Here is a 14488-nt window from a genome sequence, read left to right as displayed (position 1 = left end):
CGGTCGAGAGGATCCTCGCCGACCCGAACCCGCAGCTCGCGGCGCAGAACGCCATCGCGCCCGTGCCGATCGCGACGCGGGAGGAGGTCGGCCAGGTGGCGCGCGCCTTCGACGCGGTGCACGGCGAGGCGGTCCGCCTGGCGGCCCAGCAGGCCCTGCTGCGCGACAACGTCAACGCGATGTTCGTCAACCTGTCCCGCCGCTCGCAGGCGCTGGTCGAACGCCAGCTGAACCTGATCGACCGGCTGGAGCAGGACGAGCAGGACCCGGACCAGCTCGCCAGCCTGTTCGAGCTCGACCACCTCGCGACCCGCATGCGCCGCAACTCGGAGAACCTCCTGGTCCTCTCCGGCACGGACCTCTCGCGCCGCCTCACCCGGCCCGTCCCCGCGGCCGAGGTGCTGGGCGCGGCGGTGTCCGAGGTCGAGCAGTACGCGAGGGTCCAGGTCGGGCAGACCCCGGAGCTCACGGTCCAGGGCCGCGCGGTCAACGACCTCGTGCACCTGATCGCCGAGCTGCTGGACAACGCCACCGCGTTCTCCGATCCTGTGACAAAGGTTACGGTCCGGACCGCCCGCACCCGCAAGGGTGAACTGGCGATCGAGATCCAGGACCGCGGCGTGGGCATGGCCGAGCAGGACATCATCGACGCCAACGAGCGCCTGGCCGACCCGCCGGACGTCGACGTCGCCGTGTCCCGCCGGATGGGCCTGTACGTGGTCGCCCGGCTGGCCAAGCGCCACGACATCAAGGTCCGCCTGCGGGTCAACGAGGACATCGAGGGCGGCACCACCGCGCTCGTCGTCGTCCCCGGCACGCTCGTCGCGCAGCCCGGCCAGTCGCCCGCCCCGATGGGCGGACCGACCGAGTCCCTCACGGACTTCAACCCGGCCCAGCGCGCCAGCGGCATCGCCGGTGCGTTCAGCGGCTCGCCCCGCTTCGACGACGACGGTGGCGGCTTCCCGTCGCAGGGCGGCGCGGGCGAGACCGGGTACCACTCGTCCGGCAGCCTCACGAACACCGGCGACTTCCCGTCGCAGGAGTTCGGCTCGACCGGCGGCTTCGCGCAGCCGGACGTGAACGTGCCGGTCAGCTTCGTGCGGGGCGAGTCCGTCCCCGAGCCCAACGCGGTGCCCGCGTTCGGCGTCACGAGGCCGGAGGAGGACTCCAACGTCTGGCTGCCCCTGTCGGGCGACCGGACGCCCGCGGAGAAGGTGTGGCCCGAGCACGCCAACGCCCACGACCCCGGTCCCTCCACCGGTGAGCTGACCCTGTTCACCGCCTACGAGGACCGCCACGAGGACGCCTCGGCGCCCATCCAGGCGGGCTTCGAGACGACCCGCTTCGAGCCCGTGGTGCCCCGCGCCGCGGTGGCGGAGCCCGAGCCGGAGCGGCGCAACGGCAACACGCCCGCGCGCAAGGAGGTCGACCACGACCTCGACGCCCCGACCGAGCGCCTGCCGATCTACGAGGCGGTCCTGTCGCAGTGGTTCCAGGCTGTCGGCAGCGAGACCTCGGCGGCCAAGGCGCAAGCCGTGCCCGCCGTGGAGCACGAACCGGTGAGGACCCCGGAGCCCGAGCCCGCGGTCGTGGAGCGCGAGGAAGTGGCGCTGCCGACCCGCAAGCCGAAACCCGTTCCCGCGGTGGCTCCCACCACCACCGAGGTTTCCGTACCCTCAAGGCTCGACGGTTTGTCGGCTTCGGGTCTTCCGAAGCGGGCGCCGCGAACCGAAGCCGCACCCGTCCCCGAACCGGAGCCGGTGGCCGAGGTCGAGGTCGAGCAGGCAGAGGAGCAGGAGGCCCCACGGATGCAGGCGGAACCGACCGCCGAAAGCGCCTGGCAGTCCCCGGCCGATGAAGGCTGGACCGCTGCCCAGGCACTGCTCAGCAAGACGCCAGACGCCAAGACACAAGCGGGGTTGCCCAAGCGGGTGCCCAAGGCTCAGCTTGTGCCGGGGTCAGCCGCGCCGAAGATCCCCTCGGCGCAGCAATCGCAGCGACCCCCGCTGCCACCACGGTCGCCTGACGCGATCCGTGGACGGATGTCGAGTCTTCAGCAGGGCGTCCGACGAGGGCGACACGCGTTGATCGACGCTTACGCTGGTGACCAGTCGAGCCGGCAAGACGAGGAGCAGGAGTGACGACCGCAGCTCAGCCAGGCAGCTTTGGTTGGCTAATCACCGACTTCGTGCGCCGGGTACCCGGTGTTGCGCACGCCGTTGTCGTGTCGGCGGACGGGCTTCTGCTCGCCGGCTCGCAGGGCTTGCCACGGGACAGGGCCGAACAGCTTTCGGCGGTGGCATCCGGTCTGGTCAGCCTCACCGCAGGTGCGGCTCGCTGCTTCGAGGCCGGTGGCGTGAACCAGACCGTGGTCGAGATGGAACGGGGTTACCTGTTCCTGATGTCCATCAGCGACGGGTCGTGCCTCGCCGTACTCGCCGCGCCCAACTGCGACATCGGTCTCGTCGCGTACGAGATGACCCTGCTGGTCGAGAGAGTCGGCCAGCAACTCACCCCGGAGCTGCGCGCTCAGCTCCAGGGCGTGGTAAGGCGGTAGACCTCATGAGAGTGTGGGGGTGAGCGGAGATGGCTGAGAGATCGGGCGCCCACGGTCGTCGCTTCGGTAGCGGTTTCAACTACCAGGAGTGGGCGGTCGGGGGCTTCCAGTTCTCGGATCCGGACGCCGCCGACCCCGCGCCGGATGATGAGGAAGCCGATGGAGTGGTTGCACCGAGCGTCAAGCCGGTCGTCCGCCGCAAGCGCGGCCGACCGAAACGCGAGAGCGCGGAGATCGATGGCACAGGGCAGGGGCTAGACGACATGTCTCAGCGTGAGGTTGACGATTCGTCGTACGACTACGACGACGTGCCGAACCGTTTCGACATCGACGGGTACGGAAGTGGTCTGTTCGGAGGACCGGGCGCTGATCTCTTCGGTGCCCACAACCTCCCTGACAGCGTTCCGGAACAACTCCCGTACACGACCGGCCAGCAGCCGATCGTGAGACGGGAGGAGAACCCGGCGGCAGAATCGGGATCACTGGTCCGTCCGTACACCCGGACCGGTGGGCGCACGAGGCCGGACTACGATCTGGCCATCGAGGCACTGGTGTCCACCAGTGACCGCGGGCTGGAACGTGACGCGGCGGTGCTACCGGAACACCGGTCGATTTGCGGGATTTGCACGGACACCCGGTCCGTGGCCGAAGTCGCCGCACACCTCCGACTGCCGTTGGGCGTCGTGCGGGTGCTGATCGGTGACATGGCCAGCATGGGTTTGGTTTTGATTCACCAGGGTGGTCTGGTCGTGGGAGACCGACCTTCCATTGACTTCCTTGAGAGGGTGCTCAGTGGGCTTCGCAGGCTCTAGTCCCCAGGGCGCCGAGGGCGCACGGAAGCCGACGACCTCCGCGAAGATCGTGGTCGCGGGTGGCTTCGGCGTGGGCAAGACGACCTTCGTCGGCTCGGTGTCCGAGATCGTGCCGTTGACCACCGAGGCGGTGATGACCGAAGCCAGCGCGGGTGTGGACGACCTGTCGGCGACGCCGAACAAGGTCACCACCACCGTCGCGATGGACTTCGGCCGCGTCTCCCTGGACAGCGACCTGATCCTGTACCTGTTCGGTACGCCGGGTCAGCACCGGTTCTGGTTCATGTGGGACGACCTGGTCCGTGGTGCCATCGGCGCCATCGTCCTGGTCGACACCCGGAGGTTGGCCGACGCGTTCGCGTCGATCGACTTCTTCGACGACCGGCAGCTGCCGTACGTCGTCGGTGTGAACTGCTTCGACGGGTTGCTGCACCACCGCATCGAAGACGTGCGGGAGGCGCTGACGATCGATCAGTCCGTGCCGATAGTGACTTGCGACGCGCGCAACCGGCAGTCGACCAAGCAGACGTTGATCACGCTGGTCGAGCACGCCATGCGCCAGTGGATGTCCGTCCGCGCAGGCTGATCACGACGCTGTACCGGGCCTGGTCCGGCCTCCCCCCGTCCGGGGAGACCGCACCAGGCCTTCGGCGCACGCGGTGAACGCCGGTGCGGGTCGTGTCGTACCGAGTGGTCAGCGGCCATAGCCCTCCAGGTCGGATCGGGCGGCGTCCACTGCCGCGGGCCCGGCCGGTGGCGGCGGAGGAACGGCCACCTCCGGCACCGGTTGGATGGTGTCGGCCGACCTCGGCGCCCCGTGGGTCCACGCGTCACCCGAGTTCGCCCAGGTGTTCAGCGCGCCCGCCAGGACGACCGCCAGGACCGCGGCCGCGGAGGTGGCCCTCCGCACCCACCCGTGTTCGGTCATGGGCTGCTCCTTCGCCGGTGCGGCGCGGTGGTGCGCGCCGCTCCTCGACGGTAAGCCGCTCCGAAATCCCCATCGGGTGCTCCGCTTCCCCGACCGGGTCTCACCCTCCGTGAAGGCGCACCGGCCGGGTCAGTCCTCGACGAGCGCTGCCGACGTGATGCGGTGCAGCGGGAACCGGCGGACCTCGCCGTAGCTGAGGTCGTAGCCCTCCAGGACACCGCCGCCGACGATCTGCGGCTTGATCACGCGGGTTGCCGCCGTGCCGTGCGAGTCGACCAGGTCGACCAGGACGCTGCGGCCCTCCCTCGCGGCCCGCTGGAGCAGGTCCACCGTGGCCGAGGGGCCGTTGCCGTGGTTCGCGGGCACCGTGACGCGCTCGCCCCGCTGGGTCGACCTCGCCCGGTCACCCGCCTTGACCAGGCGCACCAGCTCCACGAGCTGCTCCTCGCTCGGCGTCGGCACGTGGACCGGGCGCCGGGAGGTGCGGGCCTTGCCGGGGATGCGACGTCCGCCCACCCGCAGATCCAGCACCCGCCCGTCGGGGCCCTCGGCGGCGGGGGCGAACCCGGCCCCGCGCAGGCCGTCCAGCACGTCGCCCAGGGGCAGGGGGCTGACGAGGACGGTCGGGGCGATCTTGCGCAGCTCCAGCGCGTCCGCCACGGGGTGCGCCAGGACCTCGGTGAGCAGCACCGGGTCGTCGCAGCGCAGGAACGAGCCCGCGGCACCGCCGCGCAGCCTGCCGTGCTTGCGGGCGGCGTCGTCGATCAGGTAGGTCAGCGACTGCGGGATCGGGGTCCGCGAGCCCCTGCGGAACAGCTCGTGCAGGTCCGACGCGGTCTTGCCCGCGTCGAACGCGCGGCGCACCGAGCTGTCGCCGACCCGGTAGACGGTCGCGCCGCCCGCCGACTCGACGTCGGCCACCAGCGCCAGGTCGTCGGCCAGCTCCGGTTCCAGCCTGCCGGGGGCGATCACGGTCAGGTCGGCCTGCACCAGGAAGTGGTCGACCGGGGTGGGCAGCGAGTCCGTGAGCTGCTTCGACGCCAGCGCCGGGCCCTCGGTGAGCAGCACCCTGCCCGCGCTGGTGATGGCGCCCCGCGACAGCACGGCCAGCGCGGTGCCCTCGGACAGCGTCCAGCGGACCAGTTCGTCGCGCAGCCTGCCGCCGCGGCGCGGCGCCCGCCACGCCAGCACGGCCGCCAGCTCGCCCGCGTCGGCGATCGTCGTGCCGGGGGCCAGCCCGGCCAGCGCCTCCAGGACCCGGCGGCGGTCGCGCGGGGCGCCGGGGCGGTTCAGCTCGGCCGACAGCGGGTTGAGCAGCCGCTCCTTCTCGTCCCGCTGCCCGATGAGGCCGGGCAGCCGGGGGAGGTCGAGCCACGCCTGGGCCAGCGTCGACCAGCGGGCCTCGGGCGTCGCGGTCAGCCACGAGTCCGCCAGCGCCGTCGGCACCCACTCCGGGTCGACGCCCTCGCTGTCGGCGATCAGGCCGGCGGACACGGCCACCTCGATCAGCAGCGCCGCGCGGGTCTCGTCGACCTCCAGGTCCTTGGCGATCCGGCGCATCTCCCGGACCCCGAGGCCACCGGTGCGCAGCACCGACGGCGGGTCCTCCGACCACGCGCCGACCAGGGACTCGGTGTGCCGCAGCAGCTCCATCGCCTCGCCGCCGCCCGTCTCGTCCACGACGGACGCGTCCAGCGCGGTCGTGCGCAGCGGGGGTTCGGTGACCTGGAGCCTGCCGAGCGGCCTGGCGCCGCGCACGGCGAGGCCCACCTCGCGCGGCAGCTCCACGGTCTTGCCGTCGCGGCGGATCAGCAGACCCCTGGCGAGCAGCTTCTGGATCGGCGTCCGGGCCTGGGCCAGCGGCACCACGAGGGCCGCGTCCTTGGTCTGGCCGATCGGCGGGCCGTCGGCCAGCGTCCCGAGCACCCGGCGCTCGTCGTCGCCCAGGTCGGAGAGGTCCGGGTCCGCCAGTTCCGGCACCGACCTGCCGAGCCCGCACGGGAACGCGGCGACCGCGTCCCGGCTGGCGGGCGGCGTCGAGAGGGCGTCGTCGGGCCCCCACAGCAGGGCTCGGGCGCGCAGCAGCGCGACCGTCTGCTTGAGCGGCCGGGCCTTGACCTCCTTGCCCAGGAGCGCCGCCAGCTCGGGCAGTGCGACGGGGTGCTGGTCGGCGTCGAGCACGAGCAGCGCTTCGAGGACGGTCAGCGTGAACGTGTCCAGGTCCTCGCACGCCCGCGACACCGACGCGCGGGTCGCGATCCGGGCGGCCAGCACGGCCGTGTCGGCGGGGACGGGGGTCGCCAGGTCCGGCCGGGCGCGCAGCAGCGCCACGAGCACGGTGTCGTCCTGTGCGCGCAGCCAGTCGGCCAGAGTGGTGCCGGACATCTGCACCACGGTATATGTGCGCCGCTCCATCGGGCACACTTGTCCCGACGTAGGCATCACCGAGGAGGAACCGTGGCGAAGGCCGCACGCCCTGAGCGCATTGACCCGCACTGGCCCGTCGTGCCCGAGGGCGAGCACGTGGTCAGCGAACTCGCCAGCGACAGCCAGGGCGCGCAGTCGCCCTTCGGGCACATGCCCTTCCCCCTGGCGCCCGAGGAGCTGCCGTACCGGCACCCGGTGACCGAGATCAACAGGTAGTCCCGGCGAGGGCCGCCGCTCCGGACGGCGGCGGCCCGTTCGTCGAGTCGCGCGAGTTCCGTAATTGGTTGGCGACTACCCTCGACCCCCGCGTGGGCAGTACTGATGTGGGAGGTTCGATGCCGGTCCCCGGCCCTGGTTACTCGATCACCGTTCGACTGGAGGCACCCCCGTCGGCGAGCGCCGCGGGTGACCTGACCAGCGCGGTTGGCCACGCGGGCGGTGTGATCACCGCGTTCGACGTCGTGGAGTCGCACGGCGACCGCGTCGTCATCGACCTCACGTGCAACGCCCTCTCGGCGAACCACGCGAAGGACATCACCGACACGCTGGAGACGCTGCCCGGCATCGTCGTCCGCAAGGTGTCCGACCGCACGTTCCTGGTGCACCTCGGCGGCAAGATCGAGGTCACGTCGAAGGTGCCGCTGCGCAACCGCGACGACCTCTCCCGCGCCTACACGCCGGGCGTCGCCCGCGTGTGCCAGGCCATCGCGGAGAACCCCGAGGACGCGCGCCGCCTCACCATCAAGCGCAACACCGTGGCCGTCGTCACCGACGGGTCCGCCGTGCTCGGCCTCGGCAACATCGGCCCGGCCGCCGCCCTGCCCGTGATGGAGGGCAAGGCCGCGCTGTTCAAGAAGTTCGCGGGCGTCGACGCCTGGCCGATCTGCCTCGACACGCAGGACACCGAGGAGATCATCCGCACGGTGCAGATCCTCGCGCCGGTCTACGGCGGCATCAACCTGGAGGACATCGCCGCGCCCCGCTGCTTCGAGATCGAGGCCCGGCTGCGCGAGATGCTCGACATCCCGGTGTTCCACGACGACCAGCACGGCACCGCCATCGTGGTCGTCGCCGCGCTGCGCAACGCGCTCCGCGTGGTCGCCAAGGACATCAAGGACTGCAAGATCGTCGTGTGCGGCGCGGGCGCGGCGGGTTCCGCGATCATCCGCCTGCTGCTCCAGCAGACGCCCGGCGACGTGATCGCCGTGGACGTCGACGGCATCGTGCACCGCGACCGCGGGAACATGGACAGCAACCTCAAGTCCATCGCCGAGCGGACGAACAAGAAGAACCTGAAGGGCCGCCTGCACGACGCGCTCGTCGAGGCGGACGTCTTCATCGGCGTCTCGGCGCCCAACCTGTTCGGCGCCGAGCAGGTCGCGACGATGAACTCCGACGCCATCGTGTTCGCGCTGGCCAACCCGGATCCGGAGATCGACCCGATGGAGGCGCAGAAGCACGCCGCCGTCGTGGCCACCGGGCGCAGCGACTTCCCGAACCAGATCAACAACGTGCTGGCGTTCCCCGGCGTGTTCCGCGGCCTGCTCGACGCGCACGCCAGGACCATCACCGACGCGATGCTGCTGGCCGCCGCCAACGCCATCGCCGACGTCGTGTCGCCGGACCAGTTGAACGCCTCGTTCATCGTGCCCAGCGTGTTCGACGCCACGGTCGCGGGCGCCGTCGCGGAAGCGGTCCGGAAGGAAGCGGCCGCCGCGAAGGTCTAGGAATAAGGTCGGTGGTATGACCAAGCAGTTCACCCACCTCGATTCCAGCGGCGCGGCGCGCATGGTCGACGTCTCCGGCAAGGAACCCACCACCAGGACGGCGGTGGCGACCGGGGTGGTGCGCACGACGACCGAGGTCGTGGCACTGCTCGCCGGGGACGGTCTGCCGAAGGGCGACGCGCTGGCGACCGCGCGCATCGCGGGCATCATGGCCGCGAAGCGCACGTCCGAACTGGTGCCGCTGTGCCACCCCCTCGCGCTGTCGAGCGTGAAGGTCGACCTCGAACTGGGCGAGGCGGAGGTCCGCATCACCGCCACCGTCCGCACGACCGACCGGACCGGCGTGGAGATGGAAGCGCTCACCGCGGTGTCCGTCGCGGGCCTGACCCTGCACGACATGGTGAAGGCCGTCGACCCGGCCGCGTCGATGGACGCGGTCCGCGTCGAGCGCAAGGACGGCGGCAAGACCGGCACCTGGATCCGCCCGGAGGGCAGATGAGCACCACGGCACGTGTCATCACCGCGTCCAACCGCGCCGCGTCCGGCGTGTACGCCGACCGCGGCGGACCGATCATCGTGGACTGGTTGCGCGACAAGGGGTTCGACGTCCCCGACGCGCTCGTCGTCCCCGACGGCGAACCGGTGGCCGACGCACTGCGGCAGGCCGTGGCGGCCGAGGTGAACGTCGTCGTCACGACCGGCGGCACGGGCGTCAACCCGACCGACCGCACCCCGGAGGCGACCAGGGCGGTCCTCGACTACGAGGTGCCGGGCCTCGCGGACGCGATCCGCCAGTCCGGCTGGCCCACCGTCCCCACCGCCGTGCTGTCGCGCGGCCTGGCGGGGGTGGCGGGCCGCACGCTCGTCGTGAACCTGCCCGGTTCCACCGGCGGCGTCCGCGACGGCTTGGAGGTCCTGGGTCTCGTGCTCGACCACGCGGTCGACCAGCTCCGCGGCGGCGACCACGTCCACACCCACGCCCCGCCGCACACGGGCCCCGCGGCCGTGCTGCGCGCGACCGTCAGCGAATCCCCGCTGTCGGTCGAGGAGCACGCCGCGCTGGTCGAGGACGCGGGCGCGGGTGCCGTGGTCACGTTCGCCGGGGTCGTCCGCGACCACGACGGCGGCCGTTCCGTGCGGGAGCTGGAGTACGTCGGCCACCCCAGCGCGGCCGACGTGGTCGCCGAGGTGGCCGCCGACATCGCGGGCCGCTACGAGGGCGTCCGGGCTCTCGCCGTCTCGCACCGCGTCGGGCCGCTGGCGATCGGCGACGTCGCGCTGGCCGTCGCGGTCGCCGCCGAACACCGCAAGGAGGCGTTCGCGGTGTGCTCGGAGCTGGTGGACGAGGTCAAGCGCAGGCTGCCCGTGTGGAAGCGCCAGGTCTTCACCGACGGCACCGACGAGTGGGTCAACTGCCCCTGACCCTCGGCTCGGCCGACCGCGGGTCAGGCTTGAGGGTGCCTGCCGGCCTGGAGCAGACCACCACGGGCGAGCACCCGGCCAGGACTGGCGACCGCACGCTGACACGGGCGTGCTTCCTCGCAGACCTGATCTGACCTGACCGGCCCGGCGACGCTGCGGTGTCCGGTTCGCCGTGCTCCGCACCAGGACGCACCACCGGCATCCCGAGCCAGCCGCCGCACAACCACACCGGGCAGCCTCAACCGTGGTGGGCGGGGTCGGCTGTGCCACGTCACCGCTCGCGAGCCGCGGCGGGCGGGCCTTGTTGTGCCACGTCACCGCTCGCGAGCCGTGGCGGGCGGGCCCTGTTGTGCCACCTCACCCGCAAATAGCGGCGGGCGGGGTTCGCTGTGCGACCTCACCACCCCCAACAAACGGCGGATGGGTTTGCTGTGCCGTCCCACCCCCCAACAACGGTGGGCGGGGTCGGCTGTGCCACGTCACCGCCCGCGAACCGCGGTGGGCAGGGACCGCTGCGCCGCCTCACCACGCGCGGACCGCGGCGGCCGACCCGCCCGAAGAAGGCGGGCGACCGACGGCAGGGACCCCAGTCCGCGGGGGGAAGCGGATGGGGTCCCTGGTCCGGCACTCGGCACGAGCCGAGCAGGTCCTACTTGGTGGCGATCTTCAGACCGGGCGTGATCAGGTCCGGCGCCGGGATGAAGTCCTTGTTCAGCTCGGCCAGCTTCTGCCAGCCGCCTTCGACCTTCAGCTCGTCGGCGATCTTCGACAGGCTGTCGCCCGGCTTGACCTCGTAGTCGCCAGCCGGGTTGTTCGACGGCAGGGCGAGCACGACCGGCGCGGGCGCCTGCTGGCGCACGGGCGCCTGAGCGGTCCGCTGCTGGGACGGCGCGGGAGCGGCCTTCTGCTGCTGCTGGGCCGGGGCCTGGGCCGGGGCCGCCGCGACGGGGGCACCGCCACCGCCGAGGCCCTTCTGGCCGCAGACCGGCCACGCGTTGATGCCCTGCGAGCGCAGGACGTTCTCGGCGACGCGGATCTGCTCCTCGCGCGACGCGTTGGCGGCCGAACCGGTGCCTCCGTTGGAGGACCACGTGCTCGGCGAGAACTGGAGGCCACCGTAGTAGCCGTTGCCGGTGTTGATGGCCCAGTTGCCACCGCTCTCGCACTGCGCGACGGCGTCCCAGTTCACGTTGCCCTGGGCCTGAGCGGTTCCCGCGGCCATGCTGAGCGGCGCACCGACGATGATGCCTGCCACTGCCACCTTGGCGATGCTGCGAGCGGTACTGGACAGCTGGCGGTGCTTGCCTCGGTTAGAAATCATTTTCCTCACGGTCCACCAGCACCTGCACGGGGAACTCGGGGTCGGGCCCGGTCACGTTCCTCAGCCCCTGTCCGGCGGGATTTCTCGCTCGGGGTTGTGTGCCGGGGGACCGCTGGACAGGGCTCGGTGCTCGGTCTCCCGGTGTAGCTCGTGACTGGTTCGGGGCCAGTCGATTAGCGACCGTACGTAACCAACGACGAGACGCCAAACAGTTCGGCACGTGACTCACGTCACAGTGAGGGGTCGGAATGGCGTAATATCCTGCTATTTATGCAGCTCAACGGGCCGTTATCGGTCCGTTTCCGTTCCGAGATCAATCGAGATGGATCACCCAGAGTGAGGCGTGCCTCACGTCGTTGCTCCACCCGTGGACAAGCTGCGCGGACGTCCGCACCGTGCATACGATCAAGCCGTGCACGTCGAGGTCAAGATCATCGGGAGGCCGGGGATCGTCGTCGACGGCCGCCGCGTCGAGGTCCAGGGCGACCGGCTCGCGGCGTTGGTCACCGCCCTCGCGCTGGACGCCGACCAACCCGTCCCGATGGCCACCCTGATCGAGCGGATGTGGCCCGACGGTCCGCCCGCGGACCCGCGCGGCGCGGTGCGGGCCGCCGTTCTCAGGCTCCGCCACCTCCTCGGCGTGCCGGACCTCGTGACCACCGAACCGAGCGGCTACCGCCTCCGCGTGCCGCGCGAGAACGTCGACGCGCTCGCCGACCCCGCCCCGGCGGGCACGGCCCCCCACGTCCCGGCGTCGCGCGCCACCGCGCCCGCCGACCCCGGTCCGCCCGTCCCGGCCCAGCTCCCGTCCGACCTGCCCGACTTCGTCGGCAGGCAGGAGCAGGTGGCCGAGCTGACCTCCGCCACCTCACCCGTCCTGGTGATCTCCGGCCCGCCGGGCATCGGCAAGACCGCGCTCGCCGTGCGCGCGGCGCACCGGCTGCGGTCCCGCTTCCCCGACGGGGTCCTCTACGGCGACCTGCGCGCGTACGCGCCGGGCGAACCCGTGGCGCCCGAGCGGATGCTGTCGCGGTTCCTGCGCGCGCTGGGCACCCCGCCGGACGCGATCCCGGTGCGGCTGGACGACCAGGTCCGGGCCTACCGGGCGGCGCTGGGGGGCAGGCGCGTCCTCGTGCTCCTCGACAACGCCACCGAGGACGTCCTCCGCCCGCTGCGCCCCGAGGTGCCGGGCTGCGCGGCGCTGGTGACCAGCAGGCACGACCTGTCCACCGCCCCCGGCGTCCACCAGGTCGAGCTGGGCGAGCTGACCGACGCGGACGCCCGCGACCTCCTCGGCGGCATGATCGGCCACGAGCTGGTCGACGAGGTGCCCGCCGCGGTCGACGAGCTGGTGCGGCTGTGCGGGCGGTTGCCGCTCGCCCTGCGCATCGCGGGCGCGAACCTCGCGGGCCGCTACCCGGACGACGTGGCGGACTACGCCGCCGAACTCCGCGACACCGACCGGCTCGCGGCGCTGTCGGTCGACGGGGACGTCGCCGTGCGGCGCGCGTTCGACCTCTCCTACCGGGCGCTGACCCCGGACGCCCAGCGCCTGTTCCGCAGGCTCGGCCACGTGCCCGGCCCGGACTTCGGCACGGCGACCGCGACCGCCGTGCTGGGGTCGGACGCGCGGGACCTGCTCGACGTGCTCGTCGGCGCGAGCCTCGTGCAGCAGTCGGCACCCGACCGCTACCTCATGCACGACCTGCTGCGCCTCTACGCCGCGGGCATGGCCGAGCCCGACCCGCTCGGCGGCTTCCTCGACCACCTGCTCGGCGCGACCCTGGCCGCCGGGCGCGCGCTCAACCCGGAGTTCCACCGCGTCGACCTCCCCGACGGCATCCCGGTCGTGGAGGAGCCGGAGGACGCGCTGGCGTGGTTCGACGCCGAGCGCGCCACGCTCGTCGCGACCGCCGTCCGCGCGGCCCGCTTCGGCCGTCCCGAGGTGGCCTGGCTGCTCACCGACCTCTCCCGCGGCTACTTCTACTTCCACGGCCACCTGTCCGACTGGCTCACCGCCTCGGAGGCCGCGCTGGAGGCCGCCGCGGCCGACCGCTTCGGCGAGTTCGTCGCCCGCCGCGGCCTCGCGCTGGCCCACTGGCGCGGCGGCGGGCTCGCCCTCGCCGTCGACGAGTTCACCAAGGCCCTGCACCTGGCCCGCGAGGTCGGCACCCCGCTGGACGTGAGCGCCGTGCTGTCCAACCAGGCCATCGTCAACTGGGACCTGGGCAGGCTCGACGCGGCCGCCGCGGCCCTCCGCGAGTCACTGGTGCTCAAGCGGTCGGAGCCGCCCGTCCAGCAGGCGCCCACCCTGTTCAACCTCGCGGGCGTCCACATCGACCTCGGCCCGCTGGACCGCAGCATGGAGCACGTCCTGGAGGTCCTGCGGATCTCGCGGGAGAACGACCTGGCGTACGGCGTCGCGTTCTCGACCGCCCACATCGGCGACACCTACTACCTGATGGGCCACCTCCCGCAGGCCGAGGAGCACCTCCGCGTCGCGCTGGCGTCGCACGAGACCGTCGACGTCGGCCTGGTCTTCCGCGCGGGCGGCGTCGACAGCATGGCCAACGTCGAACTCGACCTCGGCCGCCCGGAGGCCGCGCTCGCCCGCGCCCTGCACGGCCTCGACCTGGCGAAGCAGGCGGCGGACAGCAAGGGCGAGGTCGACTCCAGCAACACGCTCGGCCGCGTGCACGCGGCGCTCGGCGACCTGCTCGGCTCGGTGCGGCACCACCGCTCGGCCCTGACGACCAGCGCGGGCACGGGCTACCTGCGCGGACTGGTGGACGCCCACCTCGGCCTCGCCACCAGCCACCGCCTGCTCGGCGACCTGGACACGGCGCTGCGGCACGTGCGCGACTCGGACGAGGCCGCGCGGAACGGTCAGCTGCACGTCCGCCGCACACGCGTCCTCGCCGAGGCGGCGGCCGTCCACCTGGCGCTCGGGGACCTGGCCGAGGCGCTGCGGCAGGGCGGGGCGGCGCTGGACCTCAGCCGCCGGACGGGTCGCCGGATCGGCGAGGCGCACGCCCTCGTGGTGCTCGGTCGGGTGCGGCGGGAACTGGGCGACGAGCGCGCCGCCGCCGAGTGCTGGCGCGCCGCGCTGGAGGTGTTCGAGGAACTCGACGCCCCGAACGCGGCCGAGGTGCGCGAGCTGCTGGACCAGTCGCCCGGAGACCAGCAGGCGGGAGACCAGCGGGCGGGAGACCAGCGGCCCGGAGACCAGCGGCCCGGAGACCAGGGGCCGGGCGACCAGCCGCCCGGAGACCAGCCGCCCGGATGACCTCCGCC

General features: G+C 72.5%; 12 protein-coding genes. 9 read left to right on the top strand and 3 right to left on the bottom strand.

Annotated features, from left to right (window positions below; genetic code table 11):
* The 4 genes from AC156L_RS35095 to AC156L_RS35080 all read left to right on the top strand — a co-directional run.
* The coding region (locus AC156L_RS35095) for a sensor histidine kinase (protein ID WP_484407639.1) at window positions 1-2141 on the top strand (2141 nt) is incomplete at its 5' end.
* Complete coding sequence (locus AC156L_RS35090) at window positions 2138-2557, top strand: roadblock/LC7 domain-containing protein (protein WP_106185427.1); 420 nt, start codon at window positions 2138-2140, stop codon at window positions 2555-2557. The genes AC156L_RS35095 and AC156L_RS35090, both read left to right, overlap by 4 nt.
* A 29-nt stretch (window positions 2558-2586) precedes the next feature.
* On the top strand, window positions 2587-3369 hold the full coding sequence (locus AC156L_RS35085; protein ID WP_259624405.1) for a DUF742 domain-containing protein: 783 nt from the start codon (window positions 2587-2589) through the stop codon (window positions 3367-3369).
* A complete protein-coding gene (locus tag AC156L_RS35080) occupies window positions 3350-3955 on the top strand; it encodes a GTP-binding protein (protein ID WP_106185428.1) in 606 nt (201 codons plus the stop codon). Before AC156L_RS35085 ends, AC156L_RS35080 begins: the two co-directional genes overlap by 20 nt.
* A gap of 108 nt (window positions 3956-4063) precedes the next feature.
* Here AC156L_RS35080 and AC156L_RS35075 read toward each other — a convergent pair whose 3' ends face one another.
* Window positions 4064-4297: a hypothetical protein gene (locus AC156L_RS35075; RefSeq protein WP_330878187.1), complete on the bottom strand. Its 234-nt coding sequence runs from the start codon at window positions 4295-4297 to the stop codon at window positions 4064-4066.
* A gap of 129 nt (window positions 4298-4426) precedes the next feature.
* Window positions 4427-6682 carry a helicase-associated domain-containing protein gene (locus AC156L_RS35070; RefSeq protein WP_330878186.1) on the bottom strand — a complete coding sequence of 752 codons (2256 nt, stop codon included), beginning with the start codon at window positions 6680-6682 and terminating at the stop codon, window positions 4427-4429.
* 72 nt (window positions 6683-6754) lie between these two features.
* On the opposite strand from AC156L_RS35070, the gene AC156L_RS35065 reads away from it, so the two are divergent.
* The 4 genes from AC156L_RS35065 to AC156L_RS35050 all read left to right on the top strand — a co-directional run bounded on the left by AC156L_RS35065 (window position 6755) and on the right by AC156L_RS35050 (window position 9873).
* On the top strand, window positions 6755-6940 hold the full coding sequence (locus AC156L_RS35065) for a hypothetical protein (RefSeq protein WP_330878185.1): 186 nt from the start codon (window positions 6755-6757) through the stop codon (window positions 6938-6940).
* A gap of 119 nt (window positions 6941-7059) precedes the next feature.
* A complete protein-coding gene (locus AC156L_RS35060) occupies window positions 7060-8451 on the top strand; it encodes an NAD-dependent malic enzyme (protein ID WP_330878184.1) in 1392 nt (463 codons plus the stop codon).
* A 16-nt stretch (window positions 8452-8467) separates the two neighbouring features.
* Window positions 8468-8950, top strand: coding sequence for a cyclic pyranopterin monophosphate synthase MoaC (moaC, locus tag AC156L_RS35055; RefSeq protein ID WP_330878183.1), 483 nt, complete (start codon window positions 8468-8470; stop codon window positions 8948-8950).
* Window positions 8947-9873, top strand: a complete 927-nt coding sequence (locus AC156L_RS35050) for a molybdenum cofactor biosynthesis protein MoaE (RefSeq protein WP_484407638.1) — start codon at window positions 8947-8949, stop codon at window positions 9871-9873. Before moaC ends, AC156L_RS35050 begins: the two co-directional genes overlap by 4 nt.
* 649 nt (window positions 9874-10522) lie before the next feature.
* Here the strand turns inward: AC156L_RS35050 and AC156L_RS35045 are convergent.
* Complete coding sequence (locus AC156L_RS35045) at window positions 10523-11191, bottom strand: transglycosylase family protein (protein ID WP_330878249.1); 669 nt, start codon at window positions 11189-11191, stop codon at window positions 10523-10525.
* 415 nt (window positions 11192-11606) lie between these two features.
* Here AC156L_RS35045 and AC156L_RS35040 point away from each other — a divergent pair, with 415 nt between their 5' ends.
* Complete coding sequence (locus tag AC156L_RS35040; protein WP_484407637.1) at window positions 11607-14480, top strand: ATP-binding protein; 2874 nt, start codon at window positions 11607-11609, stop codon at window positions 14478-14480.
* The last annotated feature ends 8 nt before the right edge of the window (window positions 14481-14488 follow it).

The sequence above is a fragment of the Umezawaea sp. genome (genome assembly GCF_057122925.1).
Note: the sequence above shows the minus strand (reverse complement) of the source record. Positions and strands in the feature narration are given on the sequence as shown.

Bases quoted from the DNA above. Each gene is read 5' to 3' on its own strand.
- AC156L_RS35085 (WP_259624405.1), top strand. From the start codon at position 2,587: ATGGCTGAGAGATCGGGCGCCCACGGTCGTCGCTTCGGTAGCGGTTTC.
- AC156L_RS35075 (WP_330878187.1), bottom strand. From the start codon at position 4,297: ATGACCGAACACGGGTGGGTGCGGAGGGCCACCTCCGCGGCCGCGGTC.
- AC156L_RS35070 (WP_330878186.1), bottom strand. From the start codon at position 6,682: ATGTCCGGCACCACTCTGGCCGACTGGCTGCGCGCACAGGACGACACC.
- AC156L_RS35060 (WP_330878184.1), top strand. From the start codon at position 7,060: ATGCCGGTCCCCGGCCCTGGTTACTCGATCACCGTTCGACTGGAGGCA.
- moaC (WP_330878183.1), top strand. From the start codon at position 8,468: ATGACCAAGCAGTTCACCCACCTCGATTCCAGCGGCGCGGCGCGCATG.
- AC156L_RS35050 (WP_484407638.1), top strand. From the start codon at position 8,947: ATGAGCACCACGGCACGTGTCATCACCGCGTCCAACCGCGCCGCGTCC.